Origin of the sequence: Sphingomonas sp. (assembly GCF_032114135.1) — a bacterium.
Classification (GTDB): Bacteria; Pseudomonadota; Alphaproteobacteria; order Sphingomonadales; family Sphingomonadaceae; genus Sphingomonas.
Genome location: NZ_DAMCTA010000009.1, coordinates 1 through 24,451, shown reverse-complemented (window position 1 = coordinate 24,451; position 24,451 = coordinate 1). Strand labels below are relative to the sequence as shown.

Genomic DNA, 24,451 nt, shown 5'->3' with positions numbered 1-24,451 from the left:
ATCGGCATTGGTCCCGGGCCTATCCGCTCGGAGCAACACGATGACGCACCTTGATCGACGGCGCTTTCTGACGGCAGCGTCGTGCCTGGCCGCAACCGCCATGCTACCCGCCCCCGCCAAGGCAAACGGCGAGCTGGTGTCGCCTGCGGCGATGCGCGTGGATATAGGCATCTTGTTTGACGCCTATGCCAGCCTGCATCCCGGCTTGTACCGCTACCTAACGCCAGCGGGCTTCCATTGGGAGCGTCAACGGCTCGATCGCTGGGCGGCGACGCCTCACACATTGGGGGACTTCTACCTAGCGCTGTCGGCGTTCACCGCCAGCGTCCGATGCGGTCACAGCTTTCTCAACCCCGCCAACCAGACACAGGCCGTCGCGACGACGCTGTTCGGCAAGCCCGACCGGCTCCCCTTCGCCTTCACATGGCTGGACCGGCGCATGATCGTCACCGCCGACCTCGGCAGCGGACATAGCCTCTCGGCCGGAAGCGAAATCGTCGCGATCGACGGCATCCGCTCGCGCGACATGCTGGCGAAGATGCTGCCCTATACCCGCACGGACGGCAGCAACGATGGGCGCAAGATGGCCGACCTCGGCATCCCCGGGGATGCGGATCAGCCGATGTTCGACGTGCTGCGGGCGCTGCTGTTCCCGTCATCAGGCACGTCGGCGCGCATCTTGACGCGGGTCAACGAAAGGACCGTGGCGATCACCTGCCCGCTATTGACTGCAGCGACGCGAGACGCAGCGTTGCGCAATCCGTCCAAGAGCTCGCCCTATGGCTGGACATTCAAGGTGCGCGGCAATGTCGGTATTCTGACCATGCCGACCTGGGCTGTCTTTCACGAAAAGTGGGACTGGCAGGGCTTCATCGACACCAGCGTGGACACCGCGATCGATAGAACGCTCTCGGGCATCGTTATCGTCGTGCGCGACAACGGGGGAGGGCTCGATTGCGGTGCCGCGATCGTCGCCCGCCTGATCGCGGCACCGCTGTCGGGCGACGCCTATTCCCGCCACGTCCGTTACCGGAAAATACCCGATCGACTCGCTCCCCACCTCAAGACCTGGGACCGCGGTTTTAAGGATTGGGGGGCGTCGGCGATCGGTCCGGACGCGGCCGGTTTCTACACCGTGGCCCGTCCCGGCGACGCTTCTGACACCGACACGATCCAGCCCAAGGGGCGACGGTTCGCGGGCAAGGTCGCAGTCCTCGTCGGACCGAAGAACGCTTCGGCTACCTTCGGCTTCGCAGACCTTATGCAGCGTCACCGGCTGGGCACGCTCATCGGCGAACAGACCGGCGGCAACCGTCGCGGTATCAACGGCGGTGCCTTTTTCTTCGTCGGATTGCCGGGGTCCGGCATCGAGGTCGATCTGCCGCTGATCGCTTATTGGCCGGAGACACCGCAGCCGGATGCCGGGGTCATGCCGGATTTCACCGCAACGTCTCGCGTCGGCGATATTCAAGCCGGGCGGGATGCCGCGCTGGCACGAGCGCTCGGTGTCGCCTCAAGCCGAACTAGCAGGTTTCCCGATTGGTAAGGTACAGCGGAAAAGGCGTGGTGCGCAGCGGTTTCATTGTCGCCAAACGAGCCGCCTTCCAAAATCTGTTCCCGATTGTGTATCCCAAAATTGGCTGCCGGACATGGAAAAACGAGAATCTGATTATGGTCCGAACGGCATCTGTGGACGCCCCATTGGATGCAAGCGTTAAATCGGGGTGATTGGCACGTAGTCGGATGCTGTCATCTGTCCGGCCTCGATGAGCAGCTCCATAGCTGCGGGCCAGTATGGGAGTTCGCGGGCCGGAACCACTACAGGTTTACGCGCTTGGGTAGCGCTCTGCCGTTTCGCTGGTTCTTCCGGCCCCGTCTCGCCGACTATTGTGCCATACCCTCCTTCGACCGCCTACGTCCCCGACGCCTCTGGCCTTGGTCCTAGCTTTACGCTGTAACCCCCGCCGGAGCTCTGTAATCCTCGTTCTTCGTCAGCAATGCCCACACCATGCGCGCCATCTTGTTGGCGAGCGCGACCGAGACAAGCATGCGCGGCTTTCGCGCCAGCATCCGCTCTAGCCATGAGCCTGCCGGCGCACCGTGGCGGCATGCGCTACGAACCATCGAGCTGCCGCCGATGATGAGCAGTCGTCGGATCGTGCGCTCTCCCATTTTTGAGATGCTGCCGAGCTTTTGTTTGCCGCCGGTAGAATGCTGGCGCGGTGCAAGTCCGAGCCAGGCGGCAAAGTCGCGGCCTTTGCTGAACGTTTCGATGGCCGGGGCCAGCGCAATGATGGCGGTAGCGGCGATCGGTCCGATGCCAGGGATGGTCATCAGGCGCCGTGCTGCTTCATCCTCTTTCGCGCGGCGCGCGATCTCACGATCGAGTACCGCGATGTGCTTATCGAGTTCGCCAAGCATATCGACCATGAGCGCGAACATCGGTCGCGCTGCCTCAGGTAGGCTCGATGCCACCTCTTCCTCGTCAAGCAGGTCTGCCAGCATCGCTATTTGCGCGGTTCCGCGCGGGGCAACCCAGCCATATTCTGCCAGATGTCCACGGATCGCATTGATGAGCTGAGTCCGCTGACGCACCGCCAGATCACGGGTGCGGAACACGAGGCCCGCTGCCTTTTGCTCCTCACTCTTCACTGCCACGAAGCGCATGCCAGGACGCTGCGCTGCCTCGCATATTGCCTCGGCATCGACCGCGTCGTTCTTGTGCCGCTTCACAAACGGCTTCACGTACGCCGGCGGGATCAGTCGGACCTCATGTCCCATCGCCCGCAGTGGTCGTGTCCGTCAACGTGGTGTAATTTCAGGTGTGGCCCCGGGCCGCATCGTTCAGGCGGCCTTGGGTGTAATCTGTAGTGGCGGCACCTCCTCGATCTGCGGTGTGACGAGAGCGGCCATGCCCTCGATCTGCATATAGCGGTTCTGGAGTTGATACTCGTCGTTCTGTTCGAGCAGCACGGCGCCGATGAGTCGGGTGATGCTGTCTTCGTTGGGGAAGATACCGACCACGTCGGCGCGGCGCTTCACCTCCTTGTTCAATCGTTCCAACGGGTTGGTGGAGTGCAGCTTGGTGCGGTGCTGCTCGGGGAAGGTCATGTAGGCGAGCACGTCATGCTCGGCATTGTCCATGCAGGCGCCGAGTTTCGGCCAGCGGGCGCGCAACTGGTCGGCGACGTGGCGCCAGGTCTGCGTCGCGGCGGCATGGTCTGGCTGGAGGAATACCTGCCGGATCGCGGCGGCGACCATGGTATTCTGGCCCTTGGGCACATGGGCACATGGGCACATGGGCAAGCGCGTTGCGCATGAAATGGACGCGGCATCGCTGCCAGGTTGCACCGACGACGCGGGTGATGGCGGCCTTCAGCCCCTCGTGCGCATCCGAGATGACCAGCTTCACGCCCTTCAGCCCGCGCCGGACGAGGTCGCGCAGGAAGGTCGACCAGAACGGTTCGGCCTCGCTGGGGCCGATATGCAGGCCGACGATTTCGCGCTTACCCTCGGTGGTGACGGCGACGGCGATTATGGCGGCGACCGAGACGATGCGGCCGCCCTCGCGCACCTTGAGGTAGGTCGCGTCGAGCCAGAGATACGGCCACTCGCCGGTGAGCGGGCGCTTCAGGAAGGCGTTCACCCGCTCGTCGATGTCCTTGCACAGCTTGGACACGCTCGACTTCGAGATGCCGCTCATCCCCATCGCTTGTACCAGCTCGTCGACCCGCCGCGTGCTGACGCCGGCGATCCACGCCTCCTGGATGACGCTGACCAGCGCCTTCTCCACCGTCTTGCGGGGGTCGAGGAAGCCGGGGAAGTACGCGCCGGTGCGCAGCTTCGGGATCTTGAGGTTGAGCGTGCCCAACCGGGTATCGAGTGCCCGGTCGCGGTAGCCGTTGCGCCATGTGCTGCGCTCGCCGGATCGCTCGTGGCGGCTGGCGCCGATGAGGCCGTCGACATCGGCCTCCATGATGATCTGCAACACGCTTTCAGCGACGCTGCGCAGGAAATCGCCGTCTCCGGTCTTCGCCATCAGCTCGGCAAGCGGTAGTCTATCGTCGGTCATCGGGAATTCCTCGGGTCAGGTTGAAGTCTGGAAACTCCACCATATCCGATGTGCCCGGTGGCCACCGAGACGCCGATGCCGGGGTGGGGCCTCGGCCCCACCCCGCCATACACCGTCATCTACACCGGGAAATTACACCACGACCGCGGACGCTAGCCCCGCAGTTCGCGCGCCCAATGATGCGCTCCGCCACACGCCTCCAGCGCGACCGTGCACCGGGGTTGCCGCACGAAGAATTCCAACAGCTTGGCGCGTGTCAGCTTGCGGCTGAAAACCATCGCTCCGCGCGTATCAGCGCCGTGCGCGTGAAAAACGTTCTTGGCGATATCGAGACCAATTGTGCTAACTTCAGACACGGACGCCTCCCTCAAGTGGTGCTTCAACACCTCCACTTTGGCACATCGATGCCGTCGGGGGGCGTCCACCCCATCAGGTTTAGGATCGTTCGCGTATAGACTGAAAGACCGGGATGGGGCGTTAGCCGTCGTCTCGGGGCCAGGGAGTTGCCTTTCGAGACATGCTGGAGCGAAAGGTCGGCGCAAATAGTCGCATCGAGTGTCGGGCAAAAGGTAGAACAATCCTGTGGGGTAGCTAAGCTGGGGTGAATCATAGGGGGGTAAAGCCGTGAAGCGAACCTTGACTGCCATCATGCTTGCGGCTGCCGCTCCCGCGACAGCGCAGAACACGCGCTCGCTAGGTGACCTTACTTCGCCGCCAGCGACGATAGATCAACTAGCTTGGCTAGCAGGAAGCTGGGTCGGCAAGGGCATGGGTGCGGACGTAACGGAAACGTACTCTGCACCACTCGGAGGCCGGATCACGGGCCATTTTGCGATGACGGACAACAAGGGTGGTGTCGCGTTCACTGAGATCGTCGATTATGTCCCGCTGCGGGGGTCGCTCGCCTATCGAGTCCGGCACTTCAACCCAGACATGAGTGGCTGGGAAGACAAGACGAGCCAGCCAGTAATCTTCCCCCTTGTGGCGGTGGAGAAGGGTCGGTGGTTCTTCGACGGCATGACGGTCGAACGCACCGGCCCGAATGCGCTCACAATGTGGGTGCGAATCACTGAGAATGGCACTGCAACCGACGTGCCATTCCGATTAGTTCGGACTCCCTCGCGGGCTCGATAACGACGAGAGATCGGGTTTCTTGCGCGGAGCAAGGTCCGGCAGCCTAGCTCTACCTCGGCGAGCAGGCGTTTGGAGCCGTGCAGCGTTGGCCGGACCCACGGCGACTTTGAGGATCAAGTGCGCACACGTTAGATGACAAAAGCTGGGGCGGTAAAGGTTGCGGGAAGGAGGGCAGGGGCATCAGGCAGCTGCGCGCCCACTTTCAGACATTGAGAAGCTTGAGCGACATCCCCAAAAGCGGACGTCGACATGCAAATCCGAAGAACCCTCCCGGCGGCCGAGAGTGACGGGAGCGAGATGCTCGCTCACTTAGCCGCATCAGCGCAGCAACGGCTGCCTCAACAAGCGGTGAAACGCTCCTGCGACCGTCGGGCATTCCTCCGTCGGCGGAGAATTGCACCGCTAATACCGACCCCAGCGATGATCAAAGCCCAATGATGGGGTTCGGGGACGCCACTCGTGAAGCCTCCAACGTATGTGCCATTGAGAAAGCCGGTCTGCCTGGTGATCGGGTCGCGCGTCCCGTATTCAAAATTGGAGTAGTAGGTCGGACCTTGACCGAAGATGCCGTCGAGCGTGAGTGGCATGCCGTCGTCGGCCTGTCGGAGAACACCACCGATGGAGACCATTTGGTTTTTGTCCGCACTCCCACCGAAGGGCTCAGCCGGGTCGCCAACGGTCGCCTTCCCTGCCAGAAAAAAAGTGAAGACAAGTGACTCTTCGCTCATGTTCGATCCAGGGAAGAACGAGAAGCCTCGATAAAGTTCAATGAAAGGGGCGTACACAGCTTCGGAAGACAGCGGGTACGCATAGCCCCCAAGCGTAACTGCCGCGCTTGAGAGGGATAAATCATAGATCGCATAGCCCTGAGAGGCTTCGAATAGCGCGGCCTTCGCGGGGTCGAAGGTGAAGGAGAAGCTGAAGGCGCTGCCGAGCGGAACCGAGCCGGTCAGCGGGAGCTTGCCTGAGACCTCCGACAGCGTACCGGATCCGCTATACGTCACGGGAGCCGCGGCAGCCCCGGATACTGCGATGAAACAGCTGGCGATCATCGCGACTGACGTACGGCGCATGAGAACTCTCCCCCTGTTTCTTAAATCTTAGCACCAGCATGCGTTCTCTAGCGTTGCGATACAAGCGCCGATGGGACTTCAAAGCCTACACGCCCAAGCCTCCTCACGCTTAGTCCAAAACTGGGACAACTACTTTGGCCAAGCCTGGCGGCTAACGTCCATTTCCGGGAAGCATCTCGCGACTTTAATTGTCCCCTTTGAGGCGGGACCGGTCGAACAGCGGGAGGGCTCCCGAGCCCGGCGGCTGTGCGCCCAAGATCGGACATGTCTCTGGGCGCGCCTCAACTCTATTTTGAAGGGTTAATGGTTCGTCTAAGTCCGGCGAGGTTACACCTCCGTGGACAACGTCGACCAACGCTGGCTATGAATTCACACGATTAAGCAGCAGGGAACAAGCCGATGAATTGGAATATCGTAGTGGCAGCTTCCGTTCTAATTTTGTCGGGTGCGTCGGCGCAGGCCCAGGTCGCGCCCGCGGGCGTATCGGACCGATACACCGCGTGCCAAGCGAGGGCTGGCGGCAACACGGTGCAACAGGGCATCTGCGCGCAGTCGGAGATGGGTTCTCAGGATGCTCGGTTGAATAAGGCTTATCAGGAGGTGATGCGCCAACTGGCGAAAGACCCTGAGAAGCGCCTCGCTCTTCGTGCCGAGCAACGATCATGGCTGAAGGCGCGCGACTACGAGTGCAAGGTCGATCAAGAGACGATCAACAGCAGCTGCTTGGTCTTGAAGACGGCGAGCCGCACGAATGAGCTGGAGCAAATGATCCGCTTCTAGCCTCTATACCTATGGCCACGCAGAGAAGCAGCTGTGGGATCCGTAGGAGGGCGTCGGCCGCTCGGCGCCCACTTCCGGACGTTCGTGGGGCCGATTGAAATCCCCAAAAGCCGACGTCAGCGGTCCACCTCCACTAAAGGTGGCGGTCAACCAATTGTAGAGAACAAACGGCGCGCCGTAAAAATTCTCGGGGCACCGCCGGCTAGCGCGAGCGGGCCTATTCAGGCAAAACCGTTTCGCCGAGCACCATGCCCCGCAGGCCGAGCCACTCTGCCATTCGCTCGAGTTCAATGACCAGGCGCTCGCGGGTATCAAGTGGTGCGTTTGGTTCGAGTGTTATCCTCTGCGCCCGAAGCAAACCAGCTTGTCGATCGGCCTTGAGGTCCACCCGGGCTACCAGCGCTTCGTCGAGGAGGAATGGCAGCACGTAATAGCCATGGGTGCGAAGTGGCTGCGGCACGTAGATCTCGATACGATAGCGAAAGCCGAACAACCGCTCTGTTCGACCGCGTTCCCAGATTAGAGGGTCAAAAGGCGCCAGCAACGCTGCCCCGCGTATTCGGCGTGGTTTCGCTGCCTCACGATGCATCCAAGCCTTTTGGCTCCACCCCAAAACTTTGACCGGTTCAAGGACACCCTCCTCGGCCAAACTAGCTATCGCTGGATCGCCTTCGGCTGGTTTCAGCCGAAAGTAGTCGCGGAGGTCCGCAGCCGTGGCCACGCCGAGTGCCCGCGCGCTGCGGTCGATGAGCGTGCGCTGCGCGGTAGCCGCACTCGGTGTCGGAACTGCGAGGACATCTGCCGGGATTACCCGCTCTGTCAGATCGTACAGGCGCGCGAAACTGCCACGCCGCGTAGCGGTGGTTATGCGCCCCGCCCAGAAAAGGTACTCCAGCGCATGCTTAGTGTGGCTCCACTCCCACCAGCCGCTCCGGCTTGAGCCATTCTCGAAGTCGGCGGCAGCGAGTGGGCCGTCCGCAGCAATTCGGGCGAGGACCGCATCGGCTTCGGCCCGACGCTCGTTCGCAAACCGCCTGAGCGCTACGTACCCGGTCTCGCCGCGCTCCGCTTTCGCCATCCGCCACCGTATCAGCGGATGCAGGCGTAACGGTAGGAGCGACGCTTCATGAGCCCAATACTCGAAAAGGCGTCGAGCGGATTTCGGGCCCCACGCATCACGCTCGAGTAGTGCACGATCGTAAGTGCCCAGCCGTGAGAAGGCTGGTAGATAGTGTGCACGCGTCAGTACGTTGACGCTGTCGATCTGGAAAAGGCCAACGCGATCTACGGTTCGGCGTAACTGAACTGCGCCGACCTGTGACGGGTATCGGGATCCAAACCCCTGCGCGGCTAGAGCAATTCGGCGTGCATCAGCGAGGGAAAGGCTGGTCGTCATCCCTTCGCTGATTGATCGGAGAATGGGGGAGGTCAAGTGAAGTGACACCGGCAACCCACCAAGTGGATGCAGACGGCTGCGCGCCCACTTCCCGCCGTTCGGCGGGTCTCGCGAGCTTTCCAGAAGCGGACATTCCGCAAGTTCTTTCGCAATCAGTCCCCGTGCCGGTTGGGGGAGGCGGCAAGCAGCCGCCCCCCTAATTTGGGCTCTCGCCAGCTAATGGATTATCCCGGAAGCGGACTCAAACGGACGGTTCTCAGATCCCCCTGGTGACGGCAGACGGGCAAAGCTGCCGTGTAGCGCAATCCCCTGACCGACGGCTGTCGCAAAGAACAGACATCACAGCCGAGCAACTGCGACCTTCGAGGGCTCGCAGCTAAGCAGCCGTTCACCAAGATTTCGGCTGCTGGCCGCGGGGAGGGCCCGTGCAGCTGTCCAGCGGCGCGGTTAAGCCTTCCCCTTTGCCAGCGCTCCGAGGGCAAGTAAGCTGGCAATTGCAATAGCTGGCATGCCGATTAGCCAGAAGCGGTCGTCTGCCGTCAGGTCCCACGGCGCTCCGCTGCAGCTCGTCGCGCCTGGGGCGAAGCCGCAGGCTAGTTGGACGAGATACCCATAGACGAGCATCGCGCACACGCCCGTCAGCGCCGCAAGCGCGAAAAGGGCATTGGATAGCATGCGCATCATCCGGTCGACCTTCCTGGGCTCACCCTCCGCGAGCGACATACCGCACGGGAGGGCAACGCCTCTAGCCGATCCGCAACGACGTGCAATCAAGGCCGCCGCAAGGTGTCTCGCGGCAGAGTGAGGCGAAATGGTCCGCCGGTCCGCGCAGATGCGGTGGCGTTTCGGCCTTGCCAACGGCGTAGGAACCAGCTGTCTGCCGAACCTGTCCCGAGAGAAGGAGAAGGATGCTGTTCATTCGTGCAGTCTTGATCAGCGCAACCGCAGTGACCTTAGGCGCGGCGACGCCGCCCCATCAGGTCGCCGCCCAGGCAAGTGCGAAGCGGATGCCCCTTGTGCCTCTGAGCGACGCGGACGAGCTATCGACCCAGGAGACAGGCTGCACGTTTACGTTCATGGGGGCAGGCCGCGACTATCTCCAGCTTGCTGGCAGCGAGCTCATGCTCCGAGATCAGCAGGGCTTACGCTCGTGTCGGTTGACCGAGAAAGAGGGCGAGGGCCTGGAGACAGGACAGGGCAGCGCTTCCTGTTCGGGGTACCGTCTGCACATCCAGGCCACCGGCCGCGCCACATCGAACGCAGCGACAGATAGCAGCGGCGGTCGCGCGATTCTTACGGTGGACCACGGCGGCGTTGCCACCAGCATGCGAGGCATGTGGGGCGTTGCTTGCTGAACCCGGGGTGCCATCTTGCAAGACGGACGTCGTCTCCGAACGCCATAGGAGATCCCGCTTCATCCGCATCGGACCCTGTTCAAGAACGTTAGTTCGGCGGCTAAGGAGGTTTGGATGCGAACGCTTTATCGTAAGCTCATGGTCGGGGCCGCGCTCGGAACAGCGTCTGTTGGCAGTCTGCAGGCACAGGAACTGCCTTCCGATGAACAGCTTCAAAGGGCATTTGGTGCAACCTACAATCGCTTAGGCCTTATGGAATATTGTGTCGCCAACGGCTTCGCGAACACAGGCGATGTGGCGAACGCGCGGAGGATCGTGGATGCGACCTTGAGCGGGATGACTGCCACGCCCGCCGCGCTTGCACAGCAAGAGGTTGGCCGGCGCGGCACCATTGTTGGACCGCAGGTTATCGGGTTGATGAACCCGGCTGATCCTGCACATCCCGAGGAGGTCCGCGAGGGCCAGACGATGTCGCTCGCCGAGAATGCTCGGGCACAGAAACTGTCTGAACGCACGCTCTGCAAGCAGATGAAAGAACAAGCGTCCGCTGTCGCTGGAGCTGCCGAACGGTAGGCGACTACTAAGCGGCGCACGGCTGATCGGTCTACTCATGAACGCGAGAATGGCGGATGGCGGCAAGAGCAGCCACGCAGGCGCCGACCGTCGCCTTCTGGTGCGAACGGCCGCAGACGGAAGGGCAGGGGCACCAGGCAGCAGCGCGCCCCACTTTCCGCCGTTCGAAGGTGATCGCGAGCTTCCCGGAAGCGGACATTCGATTCAAGCTGGCCAGGGTCGCACCGATCGGTCGGCCAGATATGCTCCCGTCGACGGGCGGACGGGAGAGCCCTCTTCGAGGCCCGCCGGCTAGCCGGCGAGCCGTTGGCTAATCCGCTTCCGGCAGCAGCCCGAGTCCGCTACCAATAGTGGCGCGGGGGAGAGGAAGCTCGCGAGATAGAATGGGGTGGGTATGATCGGTTCGATACTGCTGGCGATGGCTGCCTTCACACTTACTGAAAACATCCCTCCAGCCGTTGACCCATTGATCGCTCAAATCGAGACGGGCGATGCAGATCGATTTGCGGCTCTGTTTGAGCGCACAAACGGCCGACCAACTGCAGCACAGCTCCAGCGAGAATATCTCGATCAAGGCAGTTATGGCGTCAAGATTTTTACGCCTAACCGTATTCGCGATGCGTCGCACCTCGCGTCCAGAATAGCAGCTAAGCCTGACCTATACGCGAAGGCGATCCGAACCTGCCTTCCGATTGCGAAGCAAACTACATCGGAACTTCGCGCTACATATCTAGCCTTTCATGGGCTTCTTCCAGAGCGAGCGCTCCCGCGCATATATCTGGTAGTCGGCGCGGATAATTCGGGCGGCACCGCTGGACCGGGCGCTCAGGTGTTGGGCCTTGAGACGCTTTGTCGTATATCGGAGACCCCCGAGCAGCTCCGCACCATCCTTCGCGGCTTTTACGCCCATGAGACGGTGCACGTATTCCAGTCCAATGATGACGAGGAGAAAGGGAACGCCCTGCTTCGCGACGTTCTGACCGAAGGCGCGGCCGACTTCATCGCTATGCTCGTCACTGGGCGGCAGATGGACCCAGCACGCACTGCTTGGGCCGAGCCTCGTGAGGCAGAGCTATGGGAGCAGTTCCAAGCTGACCTGAAAACGACGGCAGGTCTGCGAATGAACGAGATGAAGCCAGGAACGCCGGCAGCCGAAAGCGTCCATAGGTGGGTGGCCAATTATGGCAGTGCCCCCTCGGGATGGCCGGGGGAGGCAGGCTACTGGTTGGGACAGCGGATTTGGGAGCGCTGGTACAACCGGCAGGCGGATAAAGCAGCCGCGGTTCGAGCTATGCTGGAATTGAGGGACCCGGAAGCCGTTCTGGCAGCGGGGAGCTTCGTGAAGTAGCAAAGGAGTTCATTATCCAGCGAAGCCGATAGCAACATTCTGACGGCAGGGCGCCCAATTTCAGACATTCGGAAGGTAATCGACCTCCCCGAAAGCGGACGTGGACGTGTGAGCTCGAGGCGCCTCGCCGGCAGCCGAAAGCGGGGGAGTGGGCTCTCCCCCTACTCTGCCTTGGCGATGGTGGCTTGTCGGGCGATAAGCTGCCAACCTGCGCTCCGCTTTGCCCATACATCTGTGAATGGGCGCGTGACTTGCTTGCCGGCGCCAGGCCCCTTCAACGGGATCATTGTGTCGTATCCCATCACCACAGTCACTTCGGGCTTCTCCCCAACGAAGGTGATGTGCTTGTGGAAGTCGCGATACTCGAGGAAGTCCTGCTCCATAACGGCGATCACATCCTCTCGCCCGATGACTGTGTTGTTGGGCGAGTTGACAATGAAATCGTCGGCCCAGACGGCCCTGACGCCTGCAGCGTCATGAGCCAGCATGGCCTTCCCCAGCTGGCCATACGCAGCGCCAATTTCCGGAGGCATTCGCACCCCCGGCGCAAGCTGGGCAGATGCGGGCGCGGCAGCGACGAGGGCTGTAAAAAGTGCAATTCCCTTGAGCATGTATCGCCGCCCCCTTCGAATTACCGCAATCACAATGCGCCCGATGGCTGGCCCTTGCAATGACGCTGCTAGGCGCGAGCGATCGAAGCGGTAGGCGACAAGGGGGACCAGGCAGCTCGGCGCCCAAACTCGGACATTCAGAAGGCCAATGGACCTTCCTGAAAGCGGACGGAATCTTGCGCTGCTCGACCGGTGCGGTCTGCGGCTGGCATTGGATGGAAATCGGCGCCTTAAATCGTCGCCAAAAAAGGCGCCCCGAGGAGGCGCCTTGAGTCGAGGATTGCATGAGTTGTAATCACTACATCGAACAGGTTGGCATATGGTTAACGGCAAGCGTCCGACCCGGATCGTCCGAGCAAAAGCGGCTCGTCTGTAGGAGCAGTCACTGCCTCAGCGCAGCGGAAGCGTCGAAAGCGGACTGGTAGTCCGGTCCGAACTGATCCATGGCCGCAACGTGCGACAGCCGATTGTGTGGAAGTGCCGCATCGGCAAGGATAGATGCCTTGGTTGCACGAGCCTGGGCCCGCTTTGAAGCGGGGGGGCCAGCCTCGGCCATGACGGTGAAGCGGGGGTCTACGGCAGCGATGCCGGCGATCGCCTTGGCAGCGCGCTTGGTGATTTGCCGAACGCGTTCTGCGGTCACACCCGTCTCGGCCGCGAGTTGCTCGAGGCTCGCACCACTGAAAAGGCGACCCTCGACGATCTCTCGCTCGCGCGCGATCGTCGCTTCCAGCTTCTCGAGGTCTGCAGCGGCGATGCCGTTCATGCGGAGGCGCGGGAGCTCCTTACGAAGGGCCGCCTCCTGACGCTTAGGCAGCGGGCGGCGGGCGAGTGCCTCCATTCCCACCGTGCGCAGGTGATCGACATAGGCACCGATTAGAGACGACTTCGCTCCGTCCGCCAGATAGTCCGAGGCGGCAGACTCCGTTGCCTCGACGGCAAACTCATCCTCGAGGGCGTCCAGGAACGAACCCATCTCGCCGTCACTGTCCAGGATGGCGTTGAGAGAGACCGTCGTGGCGGCAACCCTCTTCGCGGACGGCCGCTGATCGGTCATCACGCGGAAACGTAGGCTCTGGAGCTCGCCTCGGATCTGCCAGTTCACAAACGTCGTGAACTGCGCCTTCTCCGGCTCATACGCTTCGACCGCACGATGCACGGCGATGGCGCAGCACTGTTCAGCATCTTCGAAATAATTGATGAGCCCGTACTGCCGCACGAAGTGGCGAACGCGGGGTGCGATGAGCTTCATGATCTGCGCATGAGCACGGTCCACATTCACACGCTGCCGGTTGGTCGACGTCGCACCGTCGTTAGGACGGTTCTCAAGAATGACTGCAACTGCCGCTTCAAGCGCGAGCGTGGTCTTGGACGTCATGATCTTCCCCTGGTTCGAGCCGGACATCGTGATGTCCGGGCACCAGGGAAAAATGCCGTTAACCAGTTAACGAAGTGGTAAACGCCAGTTTAGGTGGAAACGCGTATCGGCTTGCGGCGGGCATCGCAGATCCCACAAGCGCAACGCCTTCAGCACTACCGGTGAGCCAACTCAGTGGCGAGGCATCGGCGCGTGACCCAAAGGTAGATGGTGCATCACGGAGAGGTCGTCGCGGCGGTCGACTGCTTGTCCGCACATGGGGCAGACCTCGAAATGACGCAGTTCGTCCACGGCACGATCTCGGCTGCGTCCTCGAGAAGAGCGCTCTCCGGGGAAAGCGGCGACTACGAAATTCATCATCGACAGGCTCGCTGTTAGCGTTTCCTTTACCATATAGAGGCTAGCGCAGGGGTTGGGTTTAGCTGCGTGGAAATTTTCCGGCGGAGCGGCCAATGGCACTGGGCGCGACGTAGCTCACCCCCGAATGCACGATAATTTGCTGCTCAGATGCCTACCATCTGGCCGAGTGAGCAGTTGTGCCGTCCACCTTCGTGTGATCAAGCGCTGGCGTGGCCTGGAGAGAAACCGGACCGCTCACGGTGCGCGGCGGCACGCCGTAGAACTCGCGAGACCTGATCGATGGAATAGGGCTTGTGGATCAACTCGAAACCGTCGGTTCCACCAGCGGCCAGAACGTGGCTGTAGCCGCTGGCCAGCACGATCGGGAGCCCACCATGCAAGCGGCGGATTTCCTTGCCCATCTCAATGCCCGTCATGCCCGGCATCACGACATCGGAAAAAACGACATCGAAGCGCTCAGGCGCGCTGTTAACCTCCCGCAGCCCTTCCAGACCGTTCGTCGCCAAGACAGTGCTGAAGCCGAGCTGGTCTAGAGCATCGACGGTGCTCGCCGCCACCTCCGCATTGTCCTCCACTACCAGGACGCAAGGAGTCATGTCGGTGACAATCTCATCTTCGACCGAAGCAACGGCCTCGTTTGAGGCCGGCGCCTCGATCTGAGGCAAATACAAGGTGACGCGGCTACCGGCGCCGACTTCGCTTTCTACCTGGATGTCGCCCCCAGATTGACGTGCGAATCCGAAGACCTGCGAAAGTCCAAGGCCCGTTCCCGAACCCGTAGGCTTTGTGGTGTAGAAGGGTTCGAAGATGCGCTCGCGGTCCGATGGCGGGATACCAGTTCCTGTGTCCACGATAGTTACCGCAACGAAGGGCCCCGCTATCGTGGGGCGTTCCCGGAGAGCGGGCATCGAGTCAACCGCTTCTATGTTGATTTGAACGCGACCCTCGCCAGCCATCGCATCTCGGGCGTTGACGACGAGGTTCACCAAAGCAGTGTCAAACTGGTTTTTGTCCGCGCGAACGCAGACTGGTTCGTCAGGCAAGACTCGTGATATTGCGACTCTGGTGCCGACAAGTGTTTTGAGCATTTCCTCTATCGAATCGAGGTTCGCTCTCACATCAAAGGGTTCCGGCGTTAGCGTTTGCCTCCGAGCAAATGCGAGAAGCTGCTGAGTGAGCTTCGCGGCCCGACCGACTGCTTCATCGATTGCGCCGATGTATCGCTCCCGACGCCCCTCCTTTTGGGTGGGCAACTTCAGCATCTCGATCGCCGACTTCACGATCGTCAGCAGATTGTTGAAGTCGTGCGCGACGCCCCCCGTTAGCTGACCGACCGCCTCCATTTTCTGTGACTGTCGAAGCGCGTCCTCGGCGGCGCGAAGTGCGGCCTCGGCTCGAAGCCTGGCGCTGATGTCCTTCGCGTGGTGAAACGCACCGATGATCGTCCCATCAGCGTTTCTCAAGGGGGCATAGTAGATGTCCCAATAGGGTTTGGAGAGATCAGGGTCGCCGAACTCCTCGGTGACGTTGAACACCTCCCCTGAAAGCGCCCGCGACATGAAACCGCGGATGATCGGTCGCTGCTCTGGAAGGAACAGATCCGGGAAAACATCGCCAATCTGAACGTGATAATTGTAGATGCGATAGAACTCATCGCTGTGAGCGCGATTGAAGGCGATAAGTTTAAACTCATGATCAAAGGCGCAGATCGGAGACTGGTCAGACTGCCCGATGATCTCCCATAATGCAGAAGATGCGTTTGTCATCGATTTACAAGCTCGACCTGTTGCGCCTCGCGGGCAATAACTTTCCGCAGGCCTCGCTTAATATCAAGTTAATTTTTGCGCCTGTTTTCGCGAAGATAGCGCTTTGCGCAGAATTTGAGCGTCGCGTTCGCTGTCCGGTGTACGGCATCCCAGCGAGGTCGGCGGCTGCGGCCGGCTTGGTGTGAGAGCCAGCAGGCGCCCGAGCCCTCATAGGCGTCATTGGCGGTTTCACCAGGCTCGGGGCGTTCCTCCAATTCGCTGCGCAACGGCTTGCTCAATTTCATTCAGCTCTGCTTGGCTGAGTACCCCTGCGACGTGCATCTTGCGCATTAGCTCCTCAACCAAAGCGGCGAGGAAGTGCAATTCCGCGCGTTCAGAGCTGATGTCCTCGTCCGTCGTGCTAACGCTCATTTTTGATCCCCTATCGCGAACGCAATGTCCTGCATTTTGCATAGAGGCCGATAACAAAGAAGGATAACAAGGCTAATTTCCGGGAGCCGGCAGACCCTCGGGCAGCTGCGCGCCCCACTTTCAGCCGCTAGGAGGCGCTTGAGGGCTTCCCAGAAGCGGACACCACGTCGCGGGGTGGAGTTTGAAGGGGCGACCGCTCAGCGCATACCAAGTGCGAGCCCTCACGCTGCCTATGCTCCTCGTAAGGGCTTCGGACGACTGGCTACTCTCGCTGATCCGGTAATGCTCGGAGGGGGATCATAGCCGAGCGTTAAGCCTCGATATCTATCAAGTTCACTGCCACCTCCGTTCCCCCCATCCCGCGGAGGTGGCGCGGCACTTAGACGCGTTCTTGTCCTGGTCACAGTTGGCCATGGAGAGGAGCAATGTCACATTCGCAGTACGATCCAGCTCTACAGTCGCGGCCCGCATGGAACGCTGGAAGGTCGGTAGGTATAAAAAGACCGCTGACGCAGAAGCAGATTTGGGCAATACGCTTTTTTCTAGATCGAGAAGGTCGCGTCCGCGATAGGGCACTTTTCGATTTGGCGATCGATAGCAAGCTACGTGGCTGTGACCTTGTCAAGGTCAAGATCGGCGATCTAGTCTCGGGCGTAAATGTCAGAACCCGCTCGATTGTCGTGCAGCAGAAGACAGGCAGGCCAGTGCAGTTTGAACTGACCTCGGATGTGCGGGGAAGCCTGCTGGCTTGGCTAGAGTGCCGGGGCGGATCAATCCAGGATTTTGCATTCCCAAGTCGGGCGAACCCGGCTGAGCACCTAAGCGTGAGGCAATACGCACGCCTCCTGCACGAGTGGATAGATGCCGTGGGTCTACCAAGCGCGGAGTACGGCACGCACTCTCTGCGCCGCACCAAGGCCGCGATGATCTATCGGGCAACAGGAAATTTGCGTGCGATCCAGATCCTGCTGGGTCACTCTAAGATTGAAAACACTGTCCGATACCTCGGCGTCGATGTGGAGGACGCGCTGCTGCTTGCCGAGCGGACGGAGATTTGAGCGCAAGGCGGCCCAGTTCCGTTTAATGGGCCGCCATTTCGCTGCCGCTGCGCGCGTCCTTCCTGCCGCTCAGAGGCTCCGTAGCGCTCCCTAAAAGCGGTCATGGGTAGCCCTCCGTCGGACGACGTGAAACCCCTTTGCCATATCGCCGTTGAGCGGCGATGGCAGCTATTGCACATCTTTCGGATATCCACTTCGGAGCCAACGACCCCAAGATTGTAGCCGCGACCGAGGCTTGGCTGCAGGCCCGCCAGCCTGACCTGGTGATCATAAGCGGCGACCTCACGCAGCGTGCGCGCGTCAGCCAGTTTCGTCAGGCCGCCGCTTATGTGAATCGCCTTCGCGCAGCCGGCCACAACCTGCTGGTGGTACCCGGAAACCATGATGTACCGCTCTATGACGTCGTTCGGCGGTTTGCGGCACCGCTTCAGCGGTACAAGCGCTACATCTCAAACGATCTTTGCCCGTGGTTTGAGAATGACGAGATCAGCGTCCTCGGGATCAACACCGCACGTTCGCTTACGATCAAAGACGGTCGGGTTAATCGCGAGCAGATCGCCTTGATGAAAGGGCGCTTCGCGGCGGTCAGCTCAAGCAAGACGAAGATCCTGGTCACCCACCACCCGCTCTTCTCGATGCCGATCGGCGCCGGCGGCGAACTAAGCGAAGCGGTCGGTCGACATGATGAGGCAGTCAAGGGCGCGTGCGAAGCCGGGGTGCACATAGCCCTCGCGGGGCACTTCCACAGGACCTATGCCCAGTCCGCGCGGAAGATGGCTGAGAAGGCGGGCTCCGCGATCATCATCCAGGCAGGGACCGCTACCTCGACCAGGCTACGAAATGCCGAGCCGCAGAGCTTCAATTGGCTTGAAGTAGCCAGCCATGACCGCTTCAGCCTCCAAGTGATCGCGTGGGGCGGCACGTCGTTCCTCGAAGGCAGCAAGGTTGCCTTCACGTACGACGGTGGGGAGTGGCAATCCCGTAAGGACCTCTGATCACCCGCGGGCTCTCGCCGCAGGGGGTGCGGCTCTACGCCTGCGTTTGCGTGTGAGAAGGCCGTGATGCCGGTCGGATAGCGAAGATGCGCCCGGACGTTACCCGTCGGCGGGCCTGGGTCGCTGGATAGTTTGCCACCTCCGCCAAGAGTGGGGGATCTCGGAGGTGGCGAGAACCTGTTTAAGGGCTCGATCTTAATGAACTTCCCCGCGGCGTATCCGGGTTGTTCCGCGCGCGCAGGGTGGCGGCGGGCCGTCGATCTCATCAGTAGTGTGAACGGCCAAGCCGGCGAGCGGAGGGTGCTAGGCAGCTGCGCGCCCATTTCCCGTCATTTGGAAGTGCACCCGGCCTTCCCAGAAGCGGACATCGCCATAGCCTCGTTCGCAATCGTTCAGAGCGCCGGCGGCAGGCGAGGGATGAACCGAAAAAGGGAAGCAGGCGGGCCGCTGGGCGGGACATTCCGGCGCGTAGTTCTACTGAAGCGCTTCTACAAAGCGGACACCATTAGGCCGACGGACGAGTCCCTGCTTCGCGGCGGAACAGGACCGTTTCGAGCCCGAAGAATGGAGAGACGCGGCGACGAACATCCTCTAAGGATTGGAAATGTCCGTCATCTCATCGATTCAAGTGGGCGGGTGCTAAAAATGAGCGATGATGCTGCACAGCACACGAGCGGCGCCGGGTTGAACGCTTTGCTGCAGACTGCCGAGCGCCTCGTCACTGCCTGCTCAATAGAACAGGTTGTGGCGGTGCTACGCGATGTTGCGCGTAGCCTCGTTGGTGCGGAAGGTATCGCAGTCGTCCTGCGCGATGGCGATCAATGCTGCTATGTCGCAGAGGATGCCGTCTCGCCACTCTGGACGGGACAGAGTTTCCCAAGCGCTTCCTGCGTTTCCGGCTGGGCCATGCGGCACAACGAAACCGTGGTGATCGAGGACGTCCTTCTGGACGAGCGGGTCCCTCAGGAGGCGTATGCTCGCACGTTCGTTCGCAGCCTCGTGCTCGTCCCGATAGGTCGACCGACTGCCTCGGCAGCGCTTGGAGCCTATTGGGCAGAGCCAAAACAACACGCAGCCGAAGTCATCGAAAAGCTGCAGAGCCTGGGACGCCTGGCCACCCTCGCGCTTGAGAACGCCCGCCTGCAGAAGGCCCGCGATCGCGCTGCCAAACTAGGTGCGGTGCAGAGCAGAGTCCTGGAGCTTGCCGTAGAAGAGGCTCCGCTTCCCGAAACCTTAACCGCTATCGTGCTCGAGATGGAGCAGCTAGCCGACTCTGGCATGCTCGGATCCATTCTGCTCGTAGACTCAGACGGGAAGCGTCTCTGTCATGGAGCCGCTCCCAACCTATCCTCTGCCTACAATGAAGCGGTCGACGGGATCGAGATCGGATCGGCTGTGGGCTCGTGCGGAAGCGCAGTGTGTCGCAACGAACCGGTATTCGTATCCGATATCGCCTCCGATCCGCTCTGGACCGACTATCGAGAGCTTGCCGCCGAGCACGGGCTCGCCGCTTGCTGGTCGATTCCAATTCACGCTCCAACCGGCGCCGTTCTCGGCACATTTGCGATGTACTATCGCCAGCCCCGATCTCCTTCGGAGGGCGATCTAGAGATCGTGGATTTCGTGGTTCGAACAGTCGGCCTCGTTCTCCAACGTGCCAAGACCCACGTCGAGCTTCTCAGAGGGCAGGCGCGGTATCGGCAAATTGTAGAGGGAGCGGAGGACTTCGCGATCGTTACGCTGGATCGGCATGGTCTCGTAACAGGCTGGAACGCGGGCGCCACGCAGATTGTCGGCTACTCGCGCGACGAGGTCATCGGAAAACCCGGCGCCATCATCTTCACCGCAGAAGACAGAGAGGTCGGTGCCCCCGAGACGGAGATGCGGCAGGCGGCAGCTGAGGGGCGTGCCCAGAACGAGCGCTGGCATGTACGAAAAGACAGCAGCCAGTTCTGGGGCTCGGGCGTGACGATGCCGCTGGCGGCAGACCATGGCGGCTTCCTCAAGATCTTCCGCGATCGCACTGTCGAACACGACCTGGAGGAGGGGCTGAGAGAAAGTGAAGGGCGGTTGCGCTTCCTCGCAGATCTCGATCAGCAACTCTTCGGGGCCGCAGACGCCGCGGCGGCGATGGAGACAGCCACCAAGTTACTGGGCCAAATGCTGGAAGTCTCCCGCTGCGCGTACGCCGACGTCGATGCCGACAGCGATCGTTTTTGGATCCGGGCAGACTACAATGCGCCGGGTGTTTCGACATCCGCCGGCGAGTACAGCCTGGACTTGTTTGGACCACGCGCGGCCGCCGACATGCGCGCCGGCCGAGTGCTCGTCGTGCGAGATGTGGATCGTCAGCTGGCGCCTGATGATGGTCGCGAGATGTTCCAGTCCATCGGCATTCAGGCGATCATCTGCTGCCCACTGATCAAGGATGGACATCTCGCGGCGATGATGGCGGTTCACCAGAATACGCCGCGGGAATGGACATCGGCAGAGCTCATGCTCGTGCGCGAGGTCGTTGACCGCTGTTGGTCGCACATTGAGCGGGTCGGAGCGGAAGCCCGCCTAAAAGACAGCGAGGAGCGTCTTCGCCTGGCTGTCGAACATGCCGAAATAGGCTTCTGGGACGTCGACATGATCAGTGATCGCCTGATCTGGCCACGGCGAACCAAGGAGCTGTTCGGCATCTCACCCGATGTACCTGTCAGCATGCTCGACTTCTACCAAGGACTGCACCCTGAAGATCGAGAGGCGACGAGTGCCGCTTTCGCCGCGGCGGCCGATCCGGAGCAGCGAGCGCTGTATGACGTCGAATACCGTACGGTAGGCAAAGAAGATGGTGTTATCCGCTGGGTGGCGGCGAAGGGCCGTGGGGTCTTCGATGACGAGGGGCGCTGCGTGCGGGTGGCGGGCACCGCCATCGAGATCACTGCACGCAAGGAAGCGGAAGAAGCTCTGAAGGATTTGAACGCCACCCTCGAGGCGCGGGTTGCCAACGCCGTCCAGGAACGCGAGCAAGCGCAGGAAGCTTTGCGCCAGAGCCAGAAAATGGAGGCAATGGGCCAGCTGACCGGGGGCGTAGCCCACGACTTCAACAATCTACTCACGCCAATAGTCGGCACACTAGACCTGCTACAGCGTAAGGGGCTTGGCGGAGAACGCGAGCAACGACTCATCGCAGGGGCCGTGCAATCGGCCGATCGCGCCAAAACCCTGGTGCAGCGTCTCCTTGCTTTCGCGCGCCGCCAACCTCTTCAAGCCATCCCCGTAGACCTCAAGCTGCTGGTCGCGGGTATGGCCGAGCTCGTGGCGAGCACTACCGGTCCGCAGATCAGGGTCGTGGTCGATGTGCCCAAAGATACACCGGCCGTACGCGCGGATCCCAATCAGCTCGAGATGGCGCTTCTAAACCTGAGCGTAAACGCGCGCGACGCAATGCCGGATGGCGGAACGCTTCGGATCTCGGCGCGTATCGAGGATTTGGTCCCGGCTGACCGCCCCGGGTTGAAAGCAGGCGTGTATGTCCGCCTGTCGGTTTCTGATGACGGGCTAGGCATGGACGCGGCGACACTAGCGAGAGCCGTCGAGCCGTTCTTCTCGACCAAGGGGGTGGGCAAGGGCACCGGTCTGGGGCTGTCCATGGTACATGGGCTGGCGTCCCAGCTCGGTGGAGGGCTATTCATCCAGAGTAGGCCCGGCTTAGGCACGAACGTTGAGCTATGGCTACCTCGGAGCGACACCGCCGCGGCGATCGCCTCCGAAGCGCCAGCGTTCGCCGCGCCCAATGCCACGCGTGGAACGGTGCTCTTGATCGATGATGAAGACGTCGTTCGCGATAGCACCGCAGCCATGTTGGTCGATCTTGGCTTCGCCGTAACCGAAGCAGCTTCTGCGGAAGAGGCAACGCAGAAAATTGCGGAGCACACGATCGACCTTGTGGTAACCGATCATCTCATGACCGGGATCACCGGGACCCAATTCGCGCGAAACCTTCGAAGTAGTCACCCGAACATACCCGTCCTCTTGGTCTCTGGATACGCTGACCTAGACGGTGTTGACCCGACCATAGCTCGGCTCGTGAAGCCCTTCAGGCAAGATGAGCTCGAGGCATCCATTGCAGGCCTCTTCGCGGCGACGCACAGCGCCTGATCTGGAAGGCGCTACGGCGGCCTCGCGCCCACTTCCTGCCGTTCGACAACCTCAAGAGGCTTTCTAGAAACGGACACTGACGAGCGTAACACGCATAACGGATCTACCGCAACGACGACATCGCTTCGCCAATCTCAATCATGTGGTAAGCTGGCTAATCAGGTAAAACCGTGCGGGGCGCTCCTAAGTGCTGTGGCTCAACACGGATAGGCGAACTACCTACGCGCTAAGAGGAAAGTTTCTCAACCAACTGTCTCATAGAATTCCTGAAACGTCCCTCGCGGGGCGACTGCGGGAGGTTGTCGATGATGGAATGGTTCAGGGTCGAGCTGCCGATCAGGAAAAAACTGAAGCTCGCCTTTGGCGCGATGATCGGGGTGATGCTGCTCCTGGAGATCATATCCCTTCTCGACTCCGGGTGGATCCGGATCGCCGTGGATCTAACCGCCATCGCCGCTGCCGCAGCTGTGGGTGCGAAATTCCGAGCGGCTATCGCAGATCCATATGTGGAGACCGTGGTCCGCATGGAAGGCCTTGCAGCGGGCGACCTTCACAGCCCTATCGCCTTCACGCACTACAAGGACTGCGTCGGTCGGATGACCAAGGCCATGCTCACTTTCCGTGACGCGGCCGTCGAACAGAAGCGGCAGGCGCAGGAGCAAGCGGAGATCGTCCAAGTCCTTGGTGAACGGCTTGGCCGCTTGCGTGCCGGCGATCTTACAGCGTCTATCGACCAGCAGTTCCCACAAGCGTATGCAGGCCTGCGCGACGACTATAACCTTACCCTCGAAGCGCTCCGCGAGCTGATTGGCGCCGTCTCCACCAGCGCCGATGCCATCGACACGGGCGCGCAGGAAATTGCGCATGCGTCGGAAAATCTGGCGAGACGCACTGAGGCCAACGCCTCGAACCTCGAGGAGACTACCGCAGCGATCGCGCAGATGGATCAGCGCCTGAAGCTGACGGCTGCCGCCGCCGCCCGGACGGTACAGCGTGCGGACGCTGCGATCGCGACAGTTTCTGGTGGTCGCGAAACCGCTGATGACGCAGTTTCAGCCATGAGCCGCGTGTCCGATAGTGCCAAGGGGATCGACAGCGTCATCGAGGGCCTCGACAAAATCGCTTTCCAAACGCGCGTACTGGCCATGAACGCCGCTGTAGAAGCCGGGCGGGCAGGTGAGGCGGGCCGTGGGTTCGCCGTGGTGGCCGACCTCGTTTCAGCGCTGGCAATGCGCGCGGAAGAGGAAGCGGGCCGGGCACGTGATCAACTCACCACCACCCAGACAGAGATCATTTCCGCTGTGGAGATGGTGCGGAAAGTGGACGGCGTGTTCGCCGGCATTTCGGGAGATGTAGCAGAGGTTCACGAGCTCCTCGGCGACATGGCCAAGGACAACATTGCACAAGCCAGCGCTATCACGGAGATCAGCTCCACCGTGAACGCTATGGACCAGACGACGCAGAAGAATGCCGCCATGGTCGAGCAGACCTCAGCGGCGGCGCGCAGCCTTTCGATCGAGATTAACCAGCTCTCCCAAGCAGCGGCAAAGTTCAACACCGGTAGTGCCGGCGCTTCAAAACCCGCTGCCTCAAGCCGGAACCATCCTCCATCAGATAGCTCCAGAGTGGCTTCGACCAGATATAGGTCTACCCATCTTCACGAAGAATGGACAACGTTCTAGGTTAAAAGCCGCCCAAGCGTACCTCGGCTAGGTGATCGCGAACGATCGGGAGTGGTGCCTGCTTGGCGCCCACTTTCAGTCGTTCAGCCGCCTCACTGGGCCTCCCGAAAGCGGACGCAGACTGAACTGTGCGAGGGGGTGGCTCCTGGCTACGCGGGGTGGCCGGTGTCGACCAAAATTCGCCGTTCGCCGGACTGCCCTCCAACGGCAGCTTTTGTTGCAAGCCGACCCTCTGTCGGCGTCAATCCCTTCTGTCCGCTGACGTGCTCCCCAAAACTCCTCCAGTCATAACTGGAGTCCGGGGTAGTCATGG

Annotated in this window: 16 protein-coding genes and 2 pseudogenes; 10 read left to right on the top strand and 8 right to left on the bottom strand. The window is 61.3% G+C overall.

Annotated features, from left to right (window positions below):
• Window positions 1-40: 40 nt before the first annotated feature.
• The gene (locus RT655_RS19725; RefSeq protein WP_313540464.1) at window positions 41-1,546 is read left to right on the top strand and encodes a S41 family peptidase; all 1,506 of its coding nucleotides are present in this window, start codon (window positions 41-43) and stop codon (window positions 1,544-1,546) included.
• 401 nt (window positions 1,547-1,947) lie between these two features.
• Here the strand turns inward: RT655_RS19725 and RT655_RS19720 are convergent.
• Window positions 1,948-2,796: pseudogene (locus tag RT655_RS19720) on the bottom strand (IS110 family transposase); the annotation flags it as partial.
• 48 nt (window positions 2,797-2,844) lie between these two features.
• Window positions 2,845-4,072: pseudogene (locus RT655_RS19715) on the bottom strand (IS256 family transposase).
• Between the two features lie 624 nt (window positions 4,073-4,696).
• Between RT655_RS19715 and RT655_RS19710 the strand changes: the two are divergent.
• Window positions 4,697-5,206 (top strand): DUF6265 family protein, encoded by a 510-nt coding sequence (locus tag RT655_RS19710; protein ID WP_313540461.1) that lies wholly within the window; start codon window positions 4,697-4,699, stop codon window positions 5,204-5,206.
• A 338-nt stretch (window positions 5,207-5,544) separates the two neighbouring features.
• Here RT655_RS19710 and RT655_RS19705 read toward each other — a convergent pair whose 3' ends face one another.
• Window positions 5,545-6,279, bottom strand: coding sequence for a PEP-CTERM sorting domain-containing protein (locus RT655_RS19705; RefSeq protein WP_313540458.1), 735 nt, complete (start codon window positions 6,277-6,279; stop codon window positions 5,545-5,547).
• A 399-nt stretch (window positions 6,280-6,678) separates the two neighbouring features.
• Between RT655_RS19705 and RT655_RS19700 the strand changes: the two genes are divergently transcribed.
• Entirely contained in the window at window positions 6,679-7,059 is a 381-nt protein-coding gene (locus RT655_RS19700) for a lysozyme inhibitor LprI family protein (protein ID WP_313540455.1), read from the top strand.
• Window positions 7,060-7,276: 217 nt separating this feature from the next.
• Here the strand turns inward: RT655_RS19700 and RT655_RS19695 are convergent, their stop codons facing one another.
• On the bottom strand, window positions 7,277-8,455 hold the full coding sequence (locus RT655_RS19695; RefSeq protein ID WP_313540452.1) for a winged helix-turn-helix domain-containing protein: 1,179 nt from the start codon (window positions 8,453-8,455) through the stop codon (window positions 7,277-7,279).
• Window positions 8,456-9,363: 908 nt separating this feature from the next.
• Between RT655_RS19695 and RT655_RS19690 the strand changes: the two genes are divergently transcribed.
• The 3 genes from RT655_RS19690 (at window position 9,364) to RT655_RS19680 (ending at window position 11,731) form a co-directional block, all read left to right on the top strand.
• Window positions 9,364-9,810 (top strand): hypothetical protein, encoded by a 447-nt coding sequence (locus RT655_RS19690; protein WP_313540450.1) that lies wholly within the window; start codon window positions 9,364-9,366, stop codon window positions 9,808-9,810.
• Between the two features lie 114 nt (window positions 9,811-9,924).
• Entirely contained in the window at window positions 9,925-10,383 is a 459-nt protein-coding gene (locus RT655_RS19685) for a hypothetical protein (protein WP_313540447.1), read from the top strand.
• A gap of 394 nt (window positions 10,384-10,777) precedes the next feature.
• Window positions 10,778-11,731 (top strand): hypothetical protein, encoded by a 954-nt coding sequence (locus RT655_RS19680; RefSeq protein WP_313540444.1) that lies wholly within the window; start codon window positions 10,778-10,780, stop codon window positions 11,729-11,731.
• Between the two features lie 161 nt (window positions 11,732-11,892).
• Here RT655_RS19680 and RT655_RS19675 read toward each other — a convergent pair whose 3' ends face one another.
• The 4 genes from RT655_RS19675 to RT655_RS19660 form a co-directional block, all read right to left on the bottom strand.
• Complete coding sequence (locus RT655_RS19675; protein WP_313540441.1) at window positions 11,893-12,342, bottom strand: nuclear transport factor 2 family protein; 450 nt, start codon at window positions 12,340-12,342, stop codon at window positions 11,893-11,895.
• Window positions 12,343-12,724: 382 nt separating this feature from the next.
• The gene (locus RT655_RS19670; protein WP_313540438.1) at window positions 12,725-13,720 is read right to left on the bottom strand and encodes a sigma-70 family RNA polymerase sigma factor; all 996 of its coding nucleotides are present in this window, start codon (window positions 13,718-13,720) and stop codon (window positions 12,725-12,727) included.
• Between the two features lie 557 nt (window positions 13,721-14,277).
• Window positions 14,278-15,846: an ATP-binding protein gene (locus tag RT655_RS19665; protein ID WP_313540435.1), complete on the bottom strand. Its 1,569-nt coding sequence runs from the start codon at window positions 15,844-15,846 to the stop codon at window positions 14,278-14,280.
• 228 nt (window positions 15,847-16,074) lie between these two features.
• Entirely contained in the window at window positions 16,075-16,257 is a 183-nt protein-coding gene (locus RT655_RS19660) for a hypothetical protein (protein WP_313540432.1), read from the bottom strand.
• Window positions 16,258-16,682: 425 nt separating this feature from the next.
• On the opposite strand from RT655_RS19660, the gene RT655_RS19655 reads away from it, so the two are divergent.
• The 4 genes from RT655_RS19655 to RT655_RS19640 all read left to right on the top strand — a co-directional run bounded on the left by RT655_RS19655 (window position 16,683) and on the right by RT655_RS19640 (window position 24,138).
• Window positions 16,683-17,315 carry a tyrosine-type recombinase/integrase gene (locus RT655_RS19655; RefSeq protein WP_313538523.1) on the top strand — a complete coding sequence of 211 codons (633 nt, stop codon included), beginning with the start codon at window positions 16,683-16,685 and terminating at the stop codon, window positions 17,313-17,315.
• 161 nt (window positions 17,316-17,476) lie between these two features.
• Window positions 17,477-18,310, top strand: a complete 834-nt coding sequence (locus tag RT655_RS19650) for a metallophosphoesterase (protein ID WP_313540429.1) — start codon at window positions 17,477-17,479, stop codon at window positions 18,308-18,310.
• Between the two features lie 645 nt (window positions 18,311-18,955).
• Window positions 18,956-22,456 (top strand): GAF domain-containing protein, encoded by a 3,501-nt coding sequence (locus tag RT655_RS19645; RefSeq protein WP_313540426.1) that lies wholly within the window; start codon window positions 18,956-18,958, stop codon window positions 22,454-22,456.
• A 305-nt stretch (window positions 22,457-22,761) separates the two neighbouring features.
• Window positions 22,762-24,138: a methyl-accepting chemotaxis protein gene (locus tag RT655_RS19640; RefSeq protein ID WP_313540423.1), complete on the top strand. Its 1,377-nt coding sequence runs from the start codon at window positions 22,762-22,764 to the stop codon at window positions 24,136-24,138.
• The last annotated feature ends 313 nt before the right edge of the window (window positions 24,139-24,451 follow it).